We start from the raw sequence: 22324 nt of genomic DNA, 5'->3' as shown, positions 1-22324 counted from the left end.
GTTGTATAAAGCCTTCTTTTCCTTTTTTTAGTATCTCCACTTAAGTAATCCGTACTTGGATATATATGAGTTGTGGTATCTGCCGTCTGTTGTAACATCTTCTCCGAACCATTCAGGCGGGGTGAAATTATCGGCTTCTTCTACAGAGTTAAACTCCACCTCTACAAGTTTGAGGCTGTCAAGGTCACCTTTAAATATATCAAGCTCCGCTATAAGATGATTGTTTTTTAGCGGAATTTTATATCTGCTTTTTGAGATAATTATACCGTCACATTTTTTAATCAGATGATTAAAAGATTCTTCATTGAGCGGAAGATTATATTCGCTGCGTGACAGCAATCCGCTTCCTTTATAAGTAAGAACATAATCATCATTTTCTTTTCTTATCCTGACTACGGGATTTGTATTTAAATACCCTTGAGTCATATCTATTCTTTCAAAGGTGTCAAGTTTATCGGGGATCTCCTTTACAAGAAATTTTCTTTCTATCTCTATATTTTCCATAGTACTCCTTCGTATTATAAATTTATTCTGCTTAATAAATTGACTTATGCTTAAATTATAAGCCTGTTCCGGTTCAAAATCAGTATACATAATTTTTTGTATTAATTAAAGAAAATATTTAAATATAACAGACATAGAAATATTGTAGACTTAAGCTATATTTGTTATAATATTCGTGCCTTTAATATATAAAGTGTAGGAATTTTTTGGAGGAATTATGAATAATACATTTTTAATTGTTGCAATTGTAGTGGTAGTTTGGGCGGTGCTCTTTGTTATTATGATGAGCTTTAATAAAAAGAGACAGGCAAAGGCTAATGAATTTAATAATGAGAATAGAGACAGAGCCATTGTATATCTGTATGGAAAAGATTTAAAGATTGACGGAAATGATATTTCACATTTTGATACAACTACCGGTGAGAGTCTGGAAAAGGTTGTAGCGCTTGATGCCGGTAAACATAGCTTTGAGGGTGTTTTTGAAACTACGGCGGTAGGCGCTGCAGGAAAAAATATAAATATAAAGACAGAAAATTTACAGTTTGAAGTGGATTTGCAGAGCGGACGTATTTACTCGGCAGGTATATATGATTATTCACCTGAGGATAGAGAGCGCTATGTAAAGGAATATGGCAGCAAGGTGGAGGATATTCTTGTGATGCCTTTAAGTCTTTACAAGGAGAGTGATTATGCAAGAGGCTGCCTGGTAGTCACATGTGATAAGTAAATTTAAGTTATTTTAATTCTAAAACTTTTTAATGACTGTTGTATGAGATTTATCTTTATGATATAATGGTTAATTAGATATGCCTCTTTAGGCATTTATGAAACAAGGAGAAACTTTAATGAGCGTAGAAGTACAAAAATTAGAAAAAAATATGGCAAAGCTTACAGTCACAGTAGAAGCTAAAGAATTTGATAAGGCTATAGCTGATTCCTTTAAGAGAAATAAAAATAAATTCAATGTTCCGGGATTTAGAAAAGGACATGTTACACAGGAAGTTTTTGAGAAGATGTACGGTTCTGAGAATTTGATTCCTGATGCTATAGACTTTATGCTTGACGCAACATATCCAAGCGCAGTAAGAGACAGTGAGCTTGAGATCGTTTCAAGACCACAGATAGAGATTAAGAATGCTAAAAAAGGCGAAGATTTCGTATACGAGGCATTGGTTGCAGTTAAGCCTGCAGTAACTCTCGGTGAGTACAAGGGCATCGAAGTAAAGAAGGCTGACGAAGTTGTTAATGACGATGATATAGCAAGTGCATTAAAGAGCGAGCAGGAGAAGAATGCAAGACTTATCACTGTTGAGGGAAGAGCTGTAGAAAGCGGAGACAATATTTCACTTGATTTCGAGGGAAGCATTGACGGAGTTCCTTTTGACGGCGGTAAGGGAGAGGATTATCCTCTTGTTATCGGTTCAGGTGCATTTATTCCGGGATTTGAAGATCAGATTATCGGACATAATGTCGGAGAGGCTTTTGATGTAAATATAACTTTCCCTGAGAACTATCAGATGAAGGACCTTGCAGGTAAGGCTGCAGTATTTGCTTGTACCGTAAAGGAAATTAAGAAGAAAGAGCTTCCAGAGCTTGATGATGATTTCGCAAGCGAGATCAGCGAGTTTGATACAATGGCTGAGTACAAGGAAGATTTAAAGAAGCAGCTTTCAGAGGCTAAGGCAAAGAGAGCGGCTACAGAGAACGAGAATGCTGTTGTGGACAAGTTGATTGAGACTTCCACTATGGACATTCCTGAGCCTATGGTTGAGGCACAGGTTGAAGGACTTGTGGCAGACTATGGCAGAAGAATGGAGAGCCAGGGTATTACACTTGATCAGTACCTTCAGATCACAGGTATGACAAAGGCCGATTTAAACAATCAGTTCAAGCCTCAGGCATTAAAGCAGATCAAGACAAGACTTGTACTTGAGGAAGTTGCAAAGGCTGAGAATATTACCGTAAGCGAGGCTGAGATAGATGAAGAGCTTCAGAAGATAGCAGATTCTTATAAGATGGACTTGGAAAAGATTAAAGGATTCTTTGGTGAGAACGAGAGAAAGCAGATGACTGATGATCTTGCAGTTCAAAAAGCTATTGACTTTTTAGTAGAAAATGCTAAATTAGTATAAACCAATTTAAAAATAAGTCAGCCATAAGGCTGGCTTATTGGAGTATTAAAGGATTTAAAAAAATCCTTAAAGATAGGAGAGTTATGAGTTTAGTACCTACAGTCATTGAGTCTACAAGCAGAGGCGAGAGAGCTTTTGATATATACTCAAGACTTTTAAAGGATAGAATAATTTTCTTGGGAGAAGAGGTGAATGATGTTACTGCAAGTCTTGTAGTTGCACAGATTCTTTTCCTTGAATCGGAAGATCCTACAAAGGATATCAATCTTTATATAAACAGCCCGGGCGGAAGTGTTGTGGCAGGTATGGCTATATATGATACAATGCAATATGTAAAATGTGATGTATCAACCATATGTATGGGTATGGCTGCAAGTATGGGTGCATTCCTTTTGGCAGGCGGTACAAAGGGTAAAAGATATGCCCTTCCTAATGCCGAGATAATGATTCACCAGCCTTCAGGCGGTGCGCAGGGACAGGCCAGCGATATAAAGATAGTTGCGGAACAAATATTAAAGACAAAACAGAAATTAAATAAAATATTGGCGGAGAATACAAATCAGCCGATAGAGGTCATAGAAAGAGATACTGAAAGAGACAATTATATGTCTGCCGAAGAAGCCCTTTCTTATGGAATCATAGATAAGGTTATAGAACACCACTAAGGAGGTATCATGGCCAATAAGGACAAAATATGTTGCTCATTTTGTGGAAAAACATCCGATCAGGTTAGACGACTTCTTTCAGGTCCGAACGGAGTATATATTTGTGATGAATGTATAGAATTATGTTCTGAAATACTTGAAGAGGAGCTTGACGGAGTATCTGACTACTATGATGCTTCAAATGAAATAAATCTTTTAAAACCTAAGGAAATCAAAAATTTCCTTGATGATTATGTAATCGGACAGGATGATGCAAAGAAGGTATTGTCTGTAGCGGTATACAATCATTATAAGAGAATTAAATCAAAGAAAAGCTCGGAAGTTGAGATTCAAAAGAGTAATATACTTATGCTTGGACCTACAGGTTCAGGTAAAACATATTTGGCACAGACTCTTGCAAAGATTTTAAATGTACCTTTTGCAATAGCAGATGCTACTACACTTACAGAAGCCGGATACGTCGGAGAAGATGTTGAAAATATTCTTCTTAAACTTATTCAGGCGGCTGACGGTGATGTCAAGAGAGCTGAATATGGAATCATTTATATAGATGAGATAGATAAAATAACAAAGAAGTCTGAGAATGTATCTATCACCAGAGATGTATCGGGTGAGGGTGTGCAGCAGGCTTTACTGAAAATTCTGGAAGGCAGTGTTGCTTCGGTACCGCCACAGGGAGGAAGAAAGCATCCTCAACAGGAACTTATCCAGATAGATACTACAAATATACTGTTCATATGTGGCGGTGCATTTGACGGACTTGAGAAAATAGTTGAGAACAGACTTTCAAAGGGCAGCATAGGATTTAATTCAGATGTTGTGGAAAAGAACTCAAAGTCTATAGACGAGCTTTTCAAGATGGTACTTCCGGGAGACTTGACCAAGTTCGGTCTTATACCTGAGTTTATAGGTCGTGTACCTGTAACGGTATCACTTGATATGCTTGATAAGGATGCTCTTGTACAGATAATGACAAAGCCTAAGAACGCTATTACTAAGCAGTATCAAAAACTTTTTGAGCTTGATGACGTTAAGCTTGAGTTTGATCAATCTGCGGTTGAAGAAGTGGCTAATCTTGCACTTGAGAGAAAAATCGGTGCCAGAGGTCTAAGATCCATACTTGAGGGTGTGATGACGGATATGATGTATGAAATACCTTCAGATCCGAATATAGGTATTTGTACTATTACAAAAGAAACAATTGACGGTGGAGAACCTGATATTGTGTACAGAGATAAATCTGTAAGAGCAAAAAAGAGAAAAGAAACAAATGAAAACAGCGAAAGTGCTTAAATTTAATTTTACCCTCGGATAACAACCGGGGGTATTATATTAGGGAGTAAATGAATAAATTAAAAACAATATTGATAAGGAACCAAATCATCTTTCCGGGAGAGGTGATAGGGTTTTCATCCGCAGACAGCAATATAATAAAGGCACAGCTGGATGCTTATGAAAATGATGAAGAACTTTTCATTTTAAGATACAAAGCGGACAATGAAGAGGAGAGAAAAGACAGTGCATATACCGAGACTAACGGTGTAATTGCCAAGGTTGAGAGTGTAAAAAATAAAGATAACGGTGTAATAGAAGTTGTAGTAAGAGCCTTAAGACGAGGTAAGCTGATTTCTCTAAATAATTATGCCGAAAATGAATATGAGGCGGAAGTAGAAGAGTACATACAGTCAGATGAAGGCTTTGACAGAATGTTAAACAGTCTACAGCTGATAATGAGAGGTTATAGCGATGTAAATGAGAGATTTAAAAAACATATTTTAAACGAATTGCTTGCCATTGATAACCTTCCTGAACTTTTGGACAGATTAAGACTTGCTCTAAACCTTGATTATGAGAAGAAAAAGATTATAAATGCCGCAAAGACACCGGTTGAAGAGTCTATGTTGCTTATGGAGATTATGAGCGAGGCTATAGACAGGAAAGAAATTGCGGAAAAAATAAAATCGGAAGTAGACAAGGATATTTCAAAGAACCAAAGAGATTATATTCTCAGAGAGCATTTGAAGGTAATCCAAAATGAAATGGCAAAAAACAGCGGCTATGAGACGGTTTCTGACGAGTACGAAGAGAAACTTAAAAACTTGGCGCTTGCTGATGAATATAAAGAGAAGTTAAAAAAGGATATTTTCAGACTTAATACAGCCGGCAGTAACGGTGCCGAGGGAAATGTGATCAGAACATATCTGGACACTATTTTTGAAATGCCTTTCCGTGTATACAGTGAAGATTTTAATGATATAATACGTGCCAAAAAGATTCTGGATGAGGATCATTACGGACTTGAAAAAGTAAAGGACAGAATACTTGAATATCTCTCTGTAAGAATATTAAACCCTACAGGAAATTCACCAATACTCTGTCTTGTAGGCCCGCCGGGAACAGGTAAGACTTCAATTGCAAAGAGTGTTGCAAAGGCACTTGGAAGAAAGTATGTAAGAATAAGCCTTGGCGGAGTTGGAGATGAGGCCGAGATCAGAGGACATAGAAGAACCTATGTAGGCGCTATGCCGGGAAGAATTGTCGAAGCTATAAAGCATGCCAAAGTTGCAAATCCACTGCTTTTGTTGGATGAGATAGATAAAAGCTCAAAAGACTATAAGGGTGATGTATCGGCAGCACTTTTGGAGGTGCTTGACGGAGAACAAAATAAGACCTTTAGAGACAGGTATCTGGAAATACCGCTTGATTTGTCTAAGGTTTTATTTATAGCCACAGCAAATACTCTGGATACAATTCCGAGACCGCTTCTTGACAGAATGGATATAATTGAAATCAGCTCATATACTGAAAATGAAAAATATCATATTGCCAAGAGTTACCTTGTTCCGAAGGAAGTGGAAGCAAACGGTATGAAGGATAAGGGAATTCATTTCAGTGATAAGGCTATAAAGAAGATAATCCACAACTACACAAGAGAGTCTGGAGTCAGAAACCTTTCAAGAAGGATTGGGGATATCTGCAGAAAATGTGCCAGAGAATCACTTGAAGGAAAAAAGACTTTTAAAATAACGGAAAAAAACATCGGAAAATACCTCGGAAAAGAAAAGGTAAGGCATGATGAGGTTGAAAAAGAGCCACAGGTCGGAATGGTTACAGGACTTGCGTGGACAAGTGTAGGCGGAGATACTTTAAGTATTGAGGTAAATATAATGCCCGGAAAAGGAGTACTTACACTTACAGGAAATATGGGCGATGTAATGAAGGAGAGTGCCGGAATCTCAAAGAGCCTTGTAAGAAGCATGGCGAAGGAATATGATATAGAAGACGGATTCTTTGAAAGGAACGATATACATTTACATATACCGGAGGGTGCCGTACCGAAGGACGGTCCAAGCGCAGGTGTGACAATGACCACCGCAATCATTTCAGCCATCACGGGAAAAAGAGTGAGAGCCGATGTGGCTATGACAGGAGAGATAACCCTAAGGGGCAAGGTGCTTCCTATAGGCGGTTTAAAAGAAAAGCTCCTGGCTGCCAAGCTTGCGGGAGTAAAGACAGTATGTGTTCCAAAGGAAAACGAAGTGGATGTATCAGAATTGTCGGCAGAAATCACAGAAGGTTTGGAAATCGTATATGTCAAGGATATAAAAGAAGTCCTAAAGGTGGCGCTGACAGATTAAAATTTTGATGTAATAATAAAAGAATATAAATGAGGTACTTATGATAATAAAAAAAGCGGAGCTGGAGACGGTATGCGGTATTACCAGTACATTTCCTGAAAATACAGATCCGGAAATAGTCTTTGCCGGCAAGTCAAATGTAGGAAAATCATCATTGATAAATTCTCTTATGAACAGGAAATCTTTGGCAAGAACATCAAGTCAGCCGGGAAAGACACAGACCATAAATTATTATAAAGTAAATGATAATCTATACTTTGTTGATCTGCCCGGGTACGGTTATGCCAATGCAAACCTTGCCACGAAGGAAAAATGGGGCAAGATGATAGAAAAGTACCTACATACTTCAAAGCAAATCAGATGTATATTCTTGCTGATCGATATAAGGCATGAGCCGGGTAAAAATGATAAGCAGATGTATGACTGGATTGTATATAACGGATATCAGCCTGTAATTATAGCTACGAAGCTTGATAAGCTAAAAAGAAGTCAGGTAGCTAAATGTGTTAAGACGGTGAGAGAAGGACTTGGATTACCTAAGAACAGCGTGCTTATACCTTTTTCATCACAGACTAAGCAGGGCAGAGAAGAAGTGTATGAATTTATAGAAAATCTTTTGGCAGAGGAAGAATCGGTTTAATTTAATGAAGATATTTATTGTGGAAGATGATGAAAATATAGTGGAGCTTTTGGGAGATGAACTCAGAGCGTGGGGATATGAAACAATGTCTGTGAAAGACTTTAATAATGTGGCAAAAGAGGTTGAAGAGTTTAAGTCGGATCTTGTACTTATGGATATCACTCTGCCATACTACAACGGATTTTACTGGACTCAGAAAATCAGAGAAAGTTCAAATGTACCTATAATTTTCATCTCTTCTCACAATAATTCGATGGATATTGTATCCGCAATGCAATTTGGAGCCGATGACTATATTACAAAGCCTATTGATATCAATTTGACCAGAGTAAAAATACAGGCAATCTTAAGACGGACTTATGAATATACAATGCAGGTCGATAAATTGACATTTGAAGGAATAAGTCTGGATACTTCAAGAGCGAAGCTCTTGTGTGAAAATTTTGATATAGACCTTACAAAGACTGAGCTTCTTATACTTGAGGCACTGTTTAATGCAAAAGGACAGATAGTAAGAAGAGAGGACATTATGAATCACTGCTGGCAGGGTGATGATTTTATAGATGACAATACTTTGGCGGTGAATATTACAAGGCTTAGAAAGAAACTTGATAATGTCGGATATAAAGAATTTATACAGACTAAAAAAGGTATGGGATATTATCTTGTGAGGTAGATATGGACAGATTATGGTCTTTTTTAAAAAGTGAATATCGTATTTTTATTACCCTTCTATATGTATGTTTAATATTTGGAGGGGTATTTTTATTTGCAAATTTTGATATGCAATATTTTATCTTAAGTCTTGAGCTTATATTGTTTTGCATGTTTGTTTTTCTTATCATAGAGTGGATATCTTATGTAAAGAGAGAAAAAATGTCTGAGGAAATTGAAAGGCTTCAAATTGAAAATAATACTCTCAGAAATAAGATAATTGATGAAAGAAAGGATTTGGAGGAGTACTTCCTACTTTGGATACATCAAATCAAAACGCCTATTACAGTCTGCAATCTTATTTTGGATAAAGCTGTAGCCGACAAAAGGCTTAAAGAGCAGATGTTTTATATCGAGGAATACACAAATATGGCTATGAACTATTTAAAACTGAAAGACAGAAGCACGGATATGGATATATATGAAGTGGATCTGGATGAGGTATTAAACAGTGTTATAAAGAAGTATTCACTTATCTTTATTGAAAAGAAAATAAAACTTGAATATATAAAAACAGGTGAAAGAGTAGTAAGTGATGCAAAATGGCTTTCCATAATATTGGAGCAGATTATTTCAAATGCCCTCAAATACACAAAGCATGGCAGTATAAGTATAGTCTATGATAAGGAACTTGCAAAGTTAAGTATAAAAGATACCGGAATAGGAATTCCTTCAAAGGATATCAGAAAAATCTTTGACAGAGGGTATTCGGGATTTAACGGTAGAATGAATGAAAAATCAAGCGGTCTCGGATTGTATATGGTAGGAAAGGCAGCTGAAATTTTGAATATTGAAATAGAAGTAAAATCCGAGCTTAATGTAGGTAGTGAGTTCTCTTTTATATTCAAGTCAAAATCCAATCTTACAAATATGTAAGATTACAGCCTATATTGTCATATTAGATAAATGCAGAAAATTTTTTGCTGATGTAGAATGGGCAATATAAAGGAGGAAAGAAATGAAAATATTAGAATGTAAGAATATAAAAAAGCTGTACAAGACAAAGAATGTCACGACTGAGGCATTAAAGGGGGTTAACTTCTCTGTGGAAGAGGGCGAATTTATTTCTATAATGGGTGAGTCGGGGGCAGGCAAAACTACGCTTTTGAATATTATTGCAACATTGGATAAAGCGACTTCAGGTACTTTAATGCTGAACGGTAATGATATCGGAAAATTAAAGACAAGTGATATATCGATGTTTAGAAGAAAGGAATTGGGTTTTGTATTTCAGGACTTTAATCTTTTGGATCAGTTTAATAACAGAGAAAATATTTACCTGCCATTGGTATTGTCTGATGAAAACAGAGATTTGATGAAAGAGAGACTGGATGAGATACAGGATAGACTCGGTATAAGGGAAATTTTGGATAAATACCCTTATGAAATATCGGGTGGACAAAAACAGAGAGTGGCCATTGCCAGAGCGATTATTACAATACCTACACTGCTTTTGGCAGATGAACCGACAGGGGCACTCGATTCAACATCTTCAGAGATGATTTTGAATTTATTTCAAAAAATAAATGAAGAAGGACAGACTGTTTTACTTGTAACACATTCTCTCCGTGCGGCAGCCTGTGCAAAGAGAGTATTATTTATTCGTGACGGAGTTGTTTTCCATGAAATTTACAGAGGGGAGGATGAGAGTCGAAATAATTTTATGGAAAGAATAAGTCAGGCGGAGTTTATGTTAAGCAGAGGTAAGAAGTTATGAGTTTTTCAATGGCAAAAAAATTTGCTCTTCAAAACCTTAAAGCAAATAGATTACTTGAGATTCCGTTTGTACTGTCATCAGGTGTAATGCTGATACTTTTTAATATAACAGCAAGTTTGGTAAACAACAATTATGTCAGAACAAGGCATCAGGCTTTGCCGACGCTTATAAAGTTCGGAATAGTTATTCTGGCGATATTTACATTTATATTTGTACAGTACGCCGCCGCCTTTTGGTTAAAAAGGAGAAGTAAGGAGTTTGCACTGTACGGCATCTTAGGTCTTGAGAAGAAACATGTAGGTAAGATTATCAGTATTGAATTTCTTATACTGTTTGCAATCATATGGTTTGTCGGTATAGTAGGAGGATATATATTCGGGCAGCTTTGCTTTTTATTCTTAAACTTTTTAATGAGAGATGTATCGGGAAGACTGATGGACTATCATTTCAGTATTTCGGCACTTATAGATACTACAGTTTTGGTAGCAATCCTCTATCTGATTATTATTATCGGAAGCGGACTTAGAATATATATGTCCACACCCATGGAGCTTTTACAAAGAACTCACAAAGGTGAGGGTGAACCGAAGTCAAGAATTATAATAATGGTTGTAGGGTTTTTGCTGCTGGTAGTTGGTTATGGTATTGCACTGTTTGTAGGCGGATTGCTTTCATCTATTAACTATTTCTTTGTAGCAGTGCTTGCCACCATATTGGCAACTTACCTTTTATATGCGACTTTTACGGTATTTATATTGAAAGCACAAAGAAATAATAAGAGCTTTTATACACCGAAGAGGTTTTTGAGTGTAAGCGGTCTTTTATACAGAATGAAAGGGAATGCAATATCTCTTGCAAGTATCTCTATTCTAAGTGCCGGAGTTATTATCAGTCTGTCTACTACGATAGCGATATACTCAAACTATATAAAGCTTGGGGACAGTGTAATGCCCAGAGAATACAGGATTGCAGCCGGAAGTGAGAATATAAGCAATGAAGCTATGGCAAAGAAACTGCAAAGTCTTGTGGAGTCAAGCGTTTCCGACAAGTCAATGATTAAAGATGAGTATACTACATTTGATATGACTGTAGCTGCAGTAAAGACAGGTAATGAAATAAGTAAATATCAAAGAGGAAGTAAGGCCAATCCGATATTTGTAATTGCAAGCGACCTTGAAGGATACAATGGAAGAACACATCAAAATATTAAGCTTGATGAAGGAGAAATATTACTTGGAGAGAATAAAAATAACAAAATCAGCGATATATTAAAAATCGGAGACAGAGATTTTAAAGTCATAAAAATAGACAGTATATTTCCTTTAGAATATTCGGGAGTTGACGGATACAGTATTGTCGTTAAGGATATGGCTACTCTGGAATTTTTAAGAGAGGCTTTGGACGGTTTGGATATAAATTGCAGTGTATATTGGGATGTAGACGGAGTAGATGATAAGGAATATGAGGATACATTGGTAAAGCTTAAAGACGGCATAAAGAATCAGCTTACAGGTGCTGGCAGAAGTGTGTATGATGTAAGCAGTCGTAGTGAGATGATACACAATCAGTATGAGATAAACGGAGGATTTTTATTCCTTGGGGTATTGATAGGCATTATCTTCCTTACAGGAACTGTTTTGATTACTTACTATAAGCAGATCAGTGAAGGCTATGAGGACAGAGAAAAGTATCAGATTATGAAAAAGCTGGGGCTTTCAGATGATTTGATAAAGAAAACCACCGATTCTCAAATCTGCCTGATGTTTTACGGACCTCTTATTGTAGCAGCTATTCATTGTATTGTGGCGTCAAAGATTATCTTCAGACTTTTGGGGTTGTTTGGAGTATCGGACGCTTTACTGTATATGATATGCCTTGGGGATGTGCTGTTAATATTTGCACTTATTTACTTTGTTATTTTTAAACTCACATCAAAAGTTTATACGAATATAGTCAGATAAATTTAAGTACATTAAATATTTAAATATAAGAATCATAATAAATTTAGATAATACAGATAGAGTTTTCTATGGTATAATGCAGTATTAAGATGACATTATAAGATAGAAAGAGGCTGTATGGATATTTTAAGAGATTTGATGAATTTTTTGGATTCATCAGTGACAATGTTTCATGCGATAAATGAATGCGAAAAAGTTTTACAAAAATCAGGCTTTACTTATCTGCCTGAAAATGAAAAATGGAATATAAACAAAGGAAAGTACTATACAAAAAGAAATTCATCAAGTCTTATAGCTTTTGATATAGCTGAAGGAGATTATCACTTTCAGATAAGTGCCGCACATTCCGATTCACCAACATTTAAGCTTAAGGATAAACCTATAATAGAAGCAAACGGCTATTTAAAGCTGAATGTGGAAGGTTATGGAGGTATGATTAATGCCACATGGATTGATAAACCTCTGACACTGGCAGGAAGAGTTATGGTAAATACCGATAAAGTTATTGAAACAAGACTTCTTCATATAGATAGAGATTTACTTATTATTCCAAATGTACCTATACATTTTAACAGGGAGATAAATAAGGGATTTGCTTTCAACAATCAAGTTGATATGCTTCCGGTATTCAGTGCAGGCAGTCTTAAAGAAGCTGACTTTGACAATATGGTTGCAAAGGAACTGGGTATAGAGCCTGAGGCTATACTTGCAAAAGATCTATATCTGGTAAACAGACAAAAGGCGGCGGTTATCGGATTTGACAATGAGCTTATATCAAGCGGAAGACTTGACGATTTGGAGTGTGTTTACACATCGCTTAGAGGATTTGTTGAGGCTGAAAATAAAAACCATATAAATGTCTTTGCGGTATTTGACAATGAAGAGGTGGGCTCCGTTACAAAGCAGGGCGCTATGTCTACATTCCTTGCAAGTACACTTGACAGAGTAAATACCGCACTTGGAAAATCAAAGGAAGAGTATTACACAGCTATAGCAAAGAGTATGCTTATCAGCTGTGACAATGCACATGCCGTTCATCCCAATCACCCTGAACTTTTTGATGTAAAGAACAGACCGGTTTTAAATCAAGGAATTGCAATTAAAGAAAGTGCAAATCAAAAATATACAACAGATGCATTCAGCAGAGCAATACTTAAAAAGATTCTTGAAAAGAAAAATATACCGTATCAGACTTTTGCAAACAGAAGTGATATTGCAGGTGGTTCAACTCTTGGAAATCTTTCAAATACCGTTGTAAGTATGAATGCTGTGGACATCGGATTGCCGCAGTTGGCAATGCATTCCGCATATGAGACTGCAGGTGCAAAGGATGTAGGATATGCTTTTGAGACACTTAAAGCCTTTTTTGAAGCAAATATTGATATAAAAGATGACAAGGTCGCTGTAGAGGTTTAAATGGAAGAAAATAAGAATGACATATATTTTAAATGGGGTTTAACAGCAGTTGCGGTTATAGTAATAGCCCTTGTGATATCTTTGATTTTCAGTAAACTTGGGCCTATTGCTACAGCCATAAGCGCTATAATATCAACCGTTTCTTCAGTGCTTTACGGTGTGGTGATGGCGTTTTTGATGGCACCGGTATATGATCGTATCGGCATATGGGTGGGTGAGATATTATCATCACTGTTTCCAAAGTGGAAGAAATCCGATAAGTATGCGAAGATGGTAGCCACTCTGGCCTGTCTTGTAATACTTATTTTGGTAGTGTTTGCTTTGATAATGATGATTATACCTGAGCTGGTAAACAGTATCACAAATGTTATCAGCTACGCACCTTCGGGTACACAGAATCTGGAAGCCTGGCTTAAGGATATACTGAATAAAAATCCGAATCTTGAGAAACTTATAATCGGGAATTATCTGGATATAAGCGCGAGACTTAGCGATATAGCCACTACAACGGTTTTGCCTAATGTAAATACCTATATAAAGAATCTCTCAAGCGGTGTGCTTAATGCTCTTGGTGTGGTCGTAAATATTATTATCGGTTTAATGGTAATGATGTATCTTTTAAATATGAAGACTACGCTGGCATCACAGGCAAAGAAAATAGTGTATGCGGTTGCAGGAGTAAAGATAGGAAATGAAATAGTTACAGAGGCCAGATATATCAAGAATATGTTTGAAAAGTTTATTGTAGGTAAGATAATAGATTCTATTATAATAGGAATAATAAACTATGTATTTATGGCCATAATACATATGCCGTATGCTCTGCTTATAAGTGTGGTGGTAGGTGTAACCAATGTAATACCTTTCTTCGGACCTTTTATAGGTGCTATTCCAAGTATTATACTTTTGCTTCTTATATCGCCTGTTACGGCACTTCAGTTTGCCGTATGGATTTTGATATTGCAGCAGGTGGACGGAAATATTATCGGACCTAAGATACTGGGACAGACTACAGGACTTCCAAGTTTTTGGGTACTGTTTTCGATACTGCTCTTTGGTGGACTCTTCGGTATTGTGGGAATGATAATAGCTGTGCCTACTTGGGCTATAATATACAGGACTATAAGCAGGCTTTCAGAGCATTTCTTAAAGAAAAAGGGATTGGAGCCTGACAGCAAACATTACATGGACCTTGATCATATAGATGAAGAAACAAAGAAATATATAAAATTAGAATAATTTATTTGCCCCTCATTTGATAAAAATAATGAGGGGTATTTTTTTAGGAGGAAAAATGACAAAAGAAAACTTAAAGTATATAGGAAATGTAAAGGTTAAGGATATACCTTGGCACAGAATAACCACAACTTATAAAAGGGCTACCGACTTCCCTAAGTACTTTGAAATCTTAAACGATATGAATGATAAAGAAGCAATAGAGACGGCAGGAGAGGAGATAGCCATGGGAATTGAACATCAGTCCACACTGTGGCATGCAACACCTTTTGCCTGTATATTTCTATACAGAGTCTTTAAAAAAGCTTTAGAGGACAGAGATAAAAACCCTGTAGCGGACTATCTTGTACCGGAGCTTGCGGAATTGTTCGGATATATAGCTGAAGCGGTAAATATTGTCGAAAATATGGAGCATGCAGATCCTTTACCGAACTTCAAAGATATGATTGATGAAAAGTATCTTTGGTCCGAAGTTTATGATGAAGAAGAGGATGAAATGAGATGGGAAGAAGAAGACGTATTTCCTGATGATTTGTTTTACAGCTTTTATTATTATTCAAAACAGGTGCTGCTGCTTTTAAAACATTTATTAAAACAGGCGGACGATGAATGTTCTAAGAAATTATATGAGCTTATAAAAGAATAGGAGACAATATGAAGACATTAAAGAGAATTTTACTTGGTTTTGTAATTATTATATCGGCAACGGCTTGCCTTTGGTTTGGTAGATTTAAGGTGGAAGAAATAAGCGCTCATAAAAAAATAGCGGATGTAAATTCATATATGAAGACTGTGGATGATATAAAAATTTCGGATAATGTAAATGTAGTTGCGATAGGAGAGGCGGCTCACGGCTGTAAGGACTTTCAGGAACTAAAGCTTTCGGTATTAAAGAAAATGGTGAAAGATTATGACTTCAGAGCGTTTGCCCTTGAGGCTGACTATGGTGAGTGTGCCACAATAAACAGATATATTCAAGGCGGTGACGGAGATATAGAAAGTATTGTAAAGACATTTTCATTTCCGATATATCGTACAAAACAGATGGAAGAGCTTATTTCATGGATGAGAGAATACAACAGTACTGTAAGTGAAGGTAAGAAACTTAGATTCTACGGCTTTGATATGCAAAATCCCGAAACAAGTTATGAGTTTTTAAAAAATTACTGTATATCAAAAGGACTTACAAGTGTAGAGGAGTTTGATAAAAATCTCGACTGTATAGAAAAAGGTGAGATAAGTGTAGGGAGTGCAAAAGCCGTTATTGATTTCGTTACCGGCGTGAAAGAAAAAATCGGTGATATAGATGTGGCAAATGCCGATGACAGAGATGCGGTATTTGAGTTAAATACTGTAAGACAGTCAATGGAGACCTTCACTAACAGCAATGAATCATATTATACTCTCAGAGATAATGATATGGCAGGCAATATAGAAGCCGTTTTGGATATAGAAAAGAAAATAGGTAGCGGAAAGCTTGTTATAGCGGCGCATGACGGACATATAGCAAAGATCGGTAACGGATATACATCTATGGGAGCCGTTTTATCAAATGATCTTAAAGATACTTACTACAGTATAGGCACAGATTTTTGGAAGGTCACAGACAATATTAAGGTCCTTGAAAAGAAAAAAAGAAGTATACAAAGTTTTATTTCAGCCGATCCGCTTGCGGCACAGGCAAGATTTGCAAAAGATAAGCAGTATTTATTGGACTTTTCCGATATAAAGGGGGGAGACAGTCTATACAGTCTGATAAGCTCTCCGTTAAGAATGGGATCCCTTGGAGAAGGATATACATGGATGATGAGGATAGTACAGAGCAGTTATAGACCTAAGGCGATGCAAAGCGACCTGTATGATGCAATGATTTTTGTATACGAAGGTAGTCCGATAGAGATAATAGAATAATATTGTATTAAAATTTACATAGAAACTTGTTTTTTGCGGACAAAGTGATATACTCCTAGTTAGCGATATCTAACCGGGAGGTTTTTTATGAATATTTTAAATATAATTATAGTATTAATTGTTGCGGCAATAGTTGTATTCGGTTCAATCAACTATATAAAGAAGTTGAAAAAAGGCGGAGATTGTTGTCCTGAGCATGAAGAAGCCACCAAGTCCGTAAAAGTAAAGGATAGAGATAAGTCACATTATCCGTATGAAGCCAAGCTTGCCATTGACGGTATGAGCTGCAATAACTGTGTAAGAAATGTAGAGAATGCACTGAATGCTCTTGACGGAACTTGGGCAACTGTAAGTCTCGAAGATAATATGGCGACAGTCCTTTTAAAAAATCCGCCTGATATTGAGAAGCTTTCAAAGGCGGTAACGGACGCAGGATATATGGTATTAAAGAGAAAATCAAAGATATAGCCTTAATAATATGTATATGTTATAATAAATATTACAAAGTATGAATATATCATATACTGTGAGTAGAAAGGAAAAGTTTATGTCAAAGAAGATTAAAGTTTTTTATGATTATACCTGTCCGTTTTGTTATAAAGGTTTAAAGGAACTTGGAGATATTCTTCCGGATTATAAAACTGTAGAGATTGAATGGTCCCCATGTGAAGCTCATCCAAGACCTGAACCTGCAAGTGTGCATTCCGATTTGGCCGCACAGGTAGGATTTTATTTGGCGGAAAACGGCTTTAATATCAAAAAGTACAATGATTCGGTATTTGAAGCACATTTTGAGAATCAGCAAAGAATTGATGATGTAGAGCTTTTGGCTGATTTGGCCGAAGCTGCAGGCGCAAAGAGAGAAGATATCCTTACCTTGCTTAATGAGGACAGGAATGCAAAGAAGGTGGAAGATTCAAATATTGAAGTTTGGCAGACTTTGGAGATTCAGGCCGTACCTTCTTATGTATACGGTGATAAGATGGCGGCATCGGGAGGCGGACTTTTGGTTCCTATAAGCAAAGTTGCAGAGCTTTTTAAAATCGCTTCAAATGCGGAATAGAGAGTAATTTTATATAGAAATTTACAAAAGTTACTTAAAAAATATTTAACAAAGTTTTATAGATAACATAAGAGATATCACGTTATTATATATAATTAATGTATTTTAACGTGATTTTTTTGTGCAGAAAAACCGAAAAAATAGAGTGGTCGAGCCTTTTTTAATGCTTCGCAAAGAGAATGCAACATTTTCTTATTGACATTTAACATTTATGTAATATAATTAGTGTATCCCGACGAACAAAAGATTCGTTCTTTGCAAGAAAGGAAGTAAATGATAAATAAAATAAAAAAGGTTACTTTAGTAGCATGTGTATTTTCTGCATTGATGGCAGGAAGTGCTTATGCAGCTACACAGGCGGAGGTTGACAAAGTTACAGGTCCCGCATTCGGTTTGAATGCCGATCAGTATGAAACAACGCTTGACTCATATAAACAACAGCAGGAAGCTGAGCTTGTAGCAAAGGAGGATGCGGAAATAGCTGCTCTTAGAGAAGCGGCTAAGGGAAGATCCATAGGTAAGTTTAAAGCCTATGCCTACTCACATGATTGCGATCCTTCAAATATAACAAAAGCAGGCACAACACCGGTTGTTGGAAGAACTATTGCAGCTGACTGGTCAGTGCTCCCAAGGGGTACAAGAGTCCGCATAGGAAATAGTGATACTATCTATGTTGTTGAGGATACAGGTGGTAATATCAAGGGAAGAACCATTGATATCTATATGAACAATGATAGTGAAGCCAGAGCGCACGGAGTAAGATATCCGGAACTTTATATTGTTGAAGGCGATGCGAAGGAGGCTCAGCAAAAGATTGAAGCAATCTTGGCAAGAAGAGCTGAAAGACAGGCCGGACAGAATCAGTAAAAATAGAATACAGCAAATAAGTTAATATAAAAGAACAGTTAGACATAGTTACAGCAGGTAACGTGAGCAATATACAGCATATATGGCTCAGAGGCCTCTTTATCAAGAAGGGGTAATATAGTTAATACATTTGCAAAAGGGATATTAGAGAGAAAATCATTTCGGTTTTCTCTTTTTTATATTTTGTGTATTAAAAAAGGTCTTAATTCCTTCCGAAGTAATAAAATGGAAAAATTAAGACCTTTATATATTATTTTGCAAACTGTCTTGGTGGTGTATTTTCATTAAGAAGCTCAAACTTATATCCGTCAGCTTGCAGTCTCTCTATGATTGTAGGGAGAGCGTCGTGTACGAATGCGGTATTCGGCATATCATGCATAAGTAAAATGGAGTGAGTATTCTCATTTACCTGTCTGATAGTCTGGTCGATAAGTTCCTGACCTCTCTTGCCCTCTACGTCACCGTCAAATGAGTTCCAGTCAAAGTATACTATTCCTCTGTCTCTTACAGCCTGTAAAAGCTGAGGTCTTATAGCTTTATTATAGCTTGCATTGCTTCCGCCCGGGAAACGAAGCATAGTGCTGTGCTCACCTGTAGCCTTAAATATAAGATCGTCCATAGCGTCATAGTCTGCCATAAAAGCATCTACGGAAGCATATATCTGCTTGTAGTTATGTGTCAAACTGTGAACGGCTACATTATGTCCTCTGTCTTTTATCTGCTTAAGCATATTTATCAGAGGTTCAGTATCCATATACTGTGCTGTAACAAAGAAGCAAGCCTTGATATTGTACTGATCCAAGATATCCAAAAGTCTTGGTGTACCTGTCCAAGGACCGTCGTCAAATGTGAAATAAACAACCTTTTCATCCGGACCCGGATTGCTCACAGGTACTGTGGTGGTTTCAGCCGTTGTATCCGTCTCACTCTCGGATATTGCATTGATTTCACCGTCGGTTGAAGTTTCACTTTGATTTACTTCTACAGTTTCATTTGCATTCTTTGAGGAATCGGCTACTTTTACATTCTTTTTACGTGACTGCCATCCATAGGCAACCATTGCCGTAAAAATACAACAAAAAATTAAAACTACAATCGGGACGAAAATATTCTTTCGTCTTCTTCTACTTCTCTTTTTCATTTCTACCTTCCTTAGATAAATTGAATGCCCTGAGTTGTGTGGAATCTACGATAGACAAAATATAAGATGTAGATGACATACAGAGTATTCGATACATTTACCTAGTATAGCAGATAATACTATATTTGTGTTGATAAATTTCTTAAATACTTTTAAAGGAATATGTAATTGCTCTTTAAGCAGTAGATGAATAGAAATAAAGTTTATTTTTAATACTTATGTTGACAATCTGAAAATATATAGATATTATGTCTGTGTTCAGTTTTTAATGTAAAGGAATGATTTTATGGTATATATATGGCTTATTTTAGGCTTCGTATGTCTTGTGGGAGGAGCCAATTTTTTTGTTGAGGGTGCTTCGGGAGTGGCAAGAAAGTTGAATGTCCCTTCGGTTGTAATAGGGCTTACTATAGTGGCTTTCGGAACCAGTGCACCTGAGGCGGCGGTAAGTATTGATGCGGCATTAAAGGGCAACAATGCAATAGCGCTTAATAATGTAATCGGATCCAATATATTTAATCTTCTGGCTGTAGTGGGAATTTGTGGAATAATACATGCTATGCCGGTGGATAAGGCGCTTTTGAAATTTGATTATATTGTAAATATTGTTATAACAATATTGTTGCTTGGATTTGTTTTCTTTTTAAGCGGCATAGACAGAATTGCCGGAGTTATTTTTCTGCTGATTTTTATAGCGTATATGATATACACTATAAGACTTGCATTAAAGGGAAGCAATGACGCTAATGATGAAAAGAAAAAGAATTTACCGATACATTTGGCCATTGTTTATATAGTGGGAGGACTTGCTCTTGTAGTGTTTGGCGGTGACAAGGTAGTGGAATCCGCTTCCGAGATAGCGTTGATGTTTGGAATGAGTGAGACTCTGGTCGGACTTACAATAGTCGCTATAGGAACATCGCTTCCTGAACTTGTGACAAGTATTGTAGCATCAAGCAAGGGAGAGAATGCGCTTGCCCTTGGAAATGTTGTAGGTTCAAATATATTCAATATAATATTTATTCTGGCATTTTCATCGGTACTTAATCCGATAGGTGCGGAAGTTGTGGCTGTATACGATACATTATTTTTGCTTTGTGCAAGTTTGATGGTATATATACTTGCCAAGAATGACGGTGAGATATCAAAAAAAGAAGGCCTCGCAATGGTAGCGGCCTATATAGCGTATACTGTATATATTATTTTAAGATAAGAAAAAAGTACCGGTTGTGGGCCGGTACTTTTTATGTTTATGCCAGGAACGGGACGAGGAATAGGAATCCGCATCCAATGATTATTCCCGTTACAATAAGAACTATAGCGCAATATCCCATAATATCTCTTGCACCGAGACCTGCTATACCGAGAGCCGGTAGGGCCCAGAACGGTTGAAGCATATTTGTCCATGCATCACCCCATGCAATAGCCATGGCTGATACTGCCGGAGAGACTCCAAGAGCATTTCCGGCAGGCATTACGATAGGAGCCTGTACAGCCCACTGACCGCCACCTGAAGGTACGAAGAAGTTTACAATACCTGCTGAAAGGAAAGTAAACAACGGGAATGTAGTCTGATTTGATATATTTACAAAGAAATCACTTATAGCACCTGCAAGTGACTGTCCTGTAGGACCTGTAGCGGTCATAATGCCCATGATACCTGCATAGAACGGGAACTGTAATATAATACCTCCGGCACTCTTTGCGGCATCTGTAATAGCGTTTACATAACTTATAGGTGTTCCATGGAATATAATTCCAAGTGTAAGGAAAATCAAATTTACTACATTAAGTGACAAAGTGATACTTCCCTTTGTTTTATATGTGTATATTAAATAAACTATGGCAAGTATTGCCACAAGTATTGAAAGCAGAGGGAATCTCTCAAGCCATTCAGCCGGTGTCGCTGTTTTATCCGTAACCTTGGCAGTTTCGGTTTCTACCAATAGCTTAGGATCTACAGTAACGGTATCCTCAGGAGTGGGATGCATCTGTGCATTTACAAATGCTATAACTATAATTATAGCTATAACAATTATAAGATTCCAAGCTGAGAATATTGTCTGTGAAGTAGGTATTGATTCTGTTACAGCACCTGCTGTTTGTGTACCTATAGCTTCACTGTATGATGCAAGCTGAAGCGGTATGGAACCTGAGAAACCTGCATGCCATATTACGAAACCTGAATAAGCCGATGCGATAAGAAGTCTGTAGTCAACGCCTTTTACTTTTTTTGCAATTTCCTTTGCGAGTATGGCACCGACTACAAGTCCGAATCCCCAGTTAAGCCAGCAGGCAATCATTGAAACCACTGTAATAAAAATAATTGCCGATGTAGGAGATTTAGGAACTCCTGCAGCCGCATTTATAGCCCTCTTTACCAGCGGTGCGGTAGCAAGTGCCGTGCCGAGAACAAGCACCAAAGCCATCTGCATTGAGAATCCGAGCAATGACCACATACTCTCGCCCCAAGCGTTCGCTATTTCAAACGGATTCATTTTGCTGACAGGCATTGCAGCGACAAAAACAAGAATAGTAAGTACGATACAAAAAATAAATGCGTCCGGCAAATATTTCTGAACAATATTTACACATGCGTTTGTAAATTTCTTAAACATTTATCTGCCTCCTTTTTGCAAATTGTTTAATTATTAACATTATTATATCAATCCGATATCCGTTTTTCCAGTCTTAAAAATAACGAAAATGTATAAATATA

The 22324-nt window shown here is 36.9% G+C and carries 21 protein-coding genes; 18 read left to right on the top strand and 3 right to left on the bottom strand.

Annotation, left to right across the window (positions count from 1 at the left end; translation table 11 throughout):
* Positions 1–27: 27 nt before the first annotated feature.
* Positions 28–504: a CYTH domain-containing protein gene (locus HMPREF1495_RS05795; protein WP_034212842.1), complete on the bottom strand. Its 477-nt coding sequence runs from the start codon at positions 502–504 to the stop codon at positions 28–30.
* 217 nt (positions 505–721) lie between these two features.
* Between HMPREF1495_RS05795 and HMPREF1495_RS05790 the strand changes: the two genes are divergently transcribed.
* The 17 genes from HMPREF1495_RS05790 (at position 722) to HMPREF1495_RS05710 (ending at position 18464) form a co-directional block, all read left to right on the top strand.
* Entirely contained in the window at positions 722–1231 is a 510-nt protein-coding gene (locus tag HMPREF1495_RS05790) for a hypothetical protein (protein ID WP_034212841.1), read from the top strand.
* Between the two features lie 118 nt (positions 1232–1349).
* Positions 1350–2636 carry a trigger factor gene (gene tig / locus HMPREF1495_RS05785; RefSeq protein WP_007595425.1) on the top strand — a complete coding sequence of 429 codons (1287 nt, stop codon included), beginning with the start codon at positions 1350–1352 and terminating at the stop codon, positions 2634–2636.
* Between the two features lie 83 nt (positions 2637–2719).
* The gene (gene clpP / locus HMPREF1495_RS05780) at positions 2720–3301 is read left to right on the top strand and encodes an ATP-dependent Clp endopeptidase proteolytic subunit ClpP (RefSeq protein ID WP_007595427.1); all 582 of its coding nucleotides are present in this window, start codon (positions 2720–2722) and stop codon (positions 3299–3301) included.
* Positions 3302–3310: 9 nt separating this feature from the next.
* Complete coding sequence (clpX, locus tag HMPREF1495_RS05775) at positions 3311–4594, top strand: ATP-dependent Clp protease ATP-binding subunit ClpX (protein ID WP_034212840.1); 1284 nt, start codon at positions 3311–3313, stop codon at positions 4592–4594.
* A gap of 50 nt (positions 4595–4644) precedes the next feature.
* Entirely contained in the window at positions 4645–6939 is a 2295-nt protein-coding gene (lon, locus tag HMPREF1495_RS05770; protein WP_034212839.1) for an endopeptidase La, read from the top strand.
* Between the two features lie 40 nt (positions 6940–6979).
* Positions 6980–7579 carry a ribosome biogenesis GTP-binding protein YihA/YsxC gene (yihA, locus tag HMPREF1495_RS05765; protein WP_034212838.1) on the top strand — a complete coding sequence of 200 codons (600 nt, stop codon included), beginning with the start codon at positions 6980–6982 and terminating at the stop codon, positions 7577–7579.
* A 4-nt stretch (positions 7580–7583) separates the two neighbouring features.
* Positions 7584–8255, top strand: coding sequence for a response regulator transcription factor (locus tag HMPREF1495_RS05760; RefSeq protein ID WP_034212836.1), 672 nt, complete (start codon positions 7584–7586; stop codon positions 8253–8255).
* Between the two features lie 2 nt (positions 8256–8257).
* The gene (locus HMPREF1495_RS05755) at positions 8258–9169 is read left to right on the top strand and encodes a sensor histidine kinase (protein ID WP_034212834.1); all 912 of its coding nucleotides are present in this window, start codon (positions 8258–8260) and stop codon (positions 9167–9169) included.
* A gap of 82 nt (positions 9170–9251) precedes the next feature.
* Positions 9252–10010 carry an ABC transporter ATP-binding protein gene (locus tag HMPREF1495_RS05750; protein WP_034212832.1) on the top strand — a complete coding sequence of 253 codons (759 nt, stop codon included), beginning with the start codon at positions 9252–9254 and terminating at the stop codon, positions 10008–10010.
* Positions 10007–11971: an FtsX-like permease family protein gene (locus tag HMPREF1495_RS05745; RefSeq protein ID WP_034212830.1), complete on the top strand. Its 1965-nt coding sequence runs from the start codon at positions 10007–10009 to the stop codon at positions 11969–11971. Before HMPREF1495_RS05750 ends, HMPREF1495_RS05745 begins: the two co-directional genes overlap by 4 nt.
* Positions 11972–12088: 117 nt before the next feature.
* Positions 12089–13387 (top strand): M18 family aminopeptidase, encoded by a 1299-nt coding sequence (locus tag HMPREF1495_RS05740; protein ID WP_007595442.1) that lies wholly within the window; start codon positions 12089–12091, stop codon positions 13385–13387.
* On the top strand, positions 13388–14626 hold the full coding sequence (locus HMPREF1495_RS05735; protein ID WP_034212828.1) for an AI-2E family transporter: 1239 nt from the start codon (positions 13388–13390) through the stop codon (positions 14624–14626).
* A gap of 55 nt (positions 14627–14681) precedes the next feature.
* Positions 14682–15269 (top strand): hypothetical protein, encoded by a 588-nt coding sequence (locus HMPREF1495_RS05730; protein WP_034212826.1) that lies wholly within the window; start codon positions 14682–14684, stop codon positions 15267–15269.
* A gap of 8 nt (positions 15270–15277) precedes the next feature.
* Positions 15278–16534: an erythromycin esterase family protein gene (locus HMPREF1495_RS05725; RefSeq protein WP_034212824.1), complete on the top strand. Its 1257-nt coding sequence runs from the start codon at positions 15278–15280 to the stop codon at positions 16532–16534.
* Between the two features lie 87 nt (positions 16535–16621).
* Positions 16622–17002 (top strand): heavy-metal-associated domain-containing protein, encoded by a 381-nt coding sequence (locus HMPREF1495_RS05720; RefSeq protein WP_034212822.1) that lies wholly within the window; start codon positions 16622–16624, stop codon positions 17000–17002.
* 79 nt (positions 17003–17081) lie between these two features.
* Positions 17082–17597, top strand: a complete 516-nt coding sequence (locus HMPREF1495_RS05715) for a DsbA family oxidoreductase (RefSeq protein WP_034212820.1) — start codon at positions 17082–17084, stop codon at positions 17595–17597.
* A gap of 273 nt (positions 17598–17870) precedes the next feature.
* Complete coding sequence (locus HMPREF1495_RS05710) at positions 17871–18464, top strand: 3D domain-containing protein (RefSeq protein WP_007595456.1); 594 nt, start codon at positions 17871–17873, stop codon at positions 18462–18464.
* 250 nt (positions 18465–18714) lie between these two features.
* Here HMPREF1495_RS05710 and HMPREF1495_RS05705 read toward each other — a convergent pair whose 3' ends face one another.
* Complete coding sequence (locus HMPREF1495_RS05705) at positions 18715–19605, bottom strand: polysaccharide deacetylase family protein (RefSeq protein WP_034212817.1); 891 nt, start codon at positions 19603–19605, stop codon at positions 18715–18717.
* A gap of 286 nt (positions 19606–19891) precedes the next feature.
* Between HMPREF1495_RS05705 and HMPREF1495_RS05700 the strand changes: the two genes are divergently transcribed.
* Positions 19892–20818 (top strand): calcium/sodium antiporter, encoded by a 927-nt coding sequence (locus HMPREF1495_RS05700; RefSeq protein WP_034212815.1) that lies wholly within the window; start codon positions 19892–19894, stop codon positions 20816–20818.
* A 37-nt stretch (positions 20819–20855) separates the two neighbouring features.
* Here HMPREF1495_RS05700 and HMPREF1495_RS05695 read toward each other — a convergent pair whose 3' ends face one another.
* Complete coding sequence (locus tag HMPREF1495_RS05695; protein ID WP_034212813.1) at positions 20856–22223, bottom strand: short-chain fatty acid transporter; 1368 nt, start codon at positions 22221–22223, stop codon at positions 20856–20858.
* Positions 22224–22324 lie beyond the last annotated feature (101 nt).

The sequence above is a fragment of the Lachnoanaerobaculum sp. MSX33 genome (genome assembly GCF_000512995.1).
In the GTDB taxonomy this organism is placed as follows: Bacteria; Bacillota; Clostridia; order Lachnospirales; family Lachnospiraceae; genus Lachnoanaerobaculum.
Note: the sequence above shows the minus strand (reverse complement) of the source record. Positions and strands in the feature narration are given on the sequence as shown.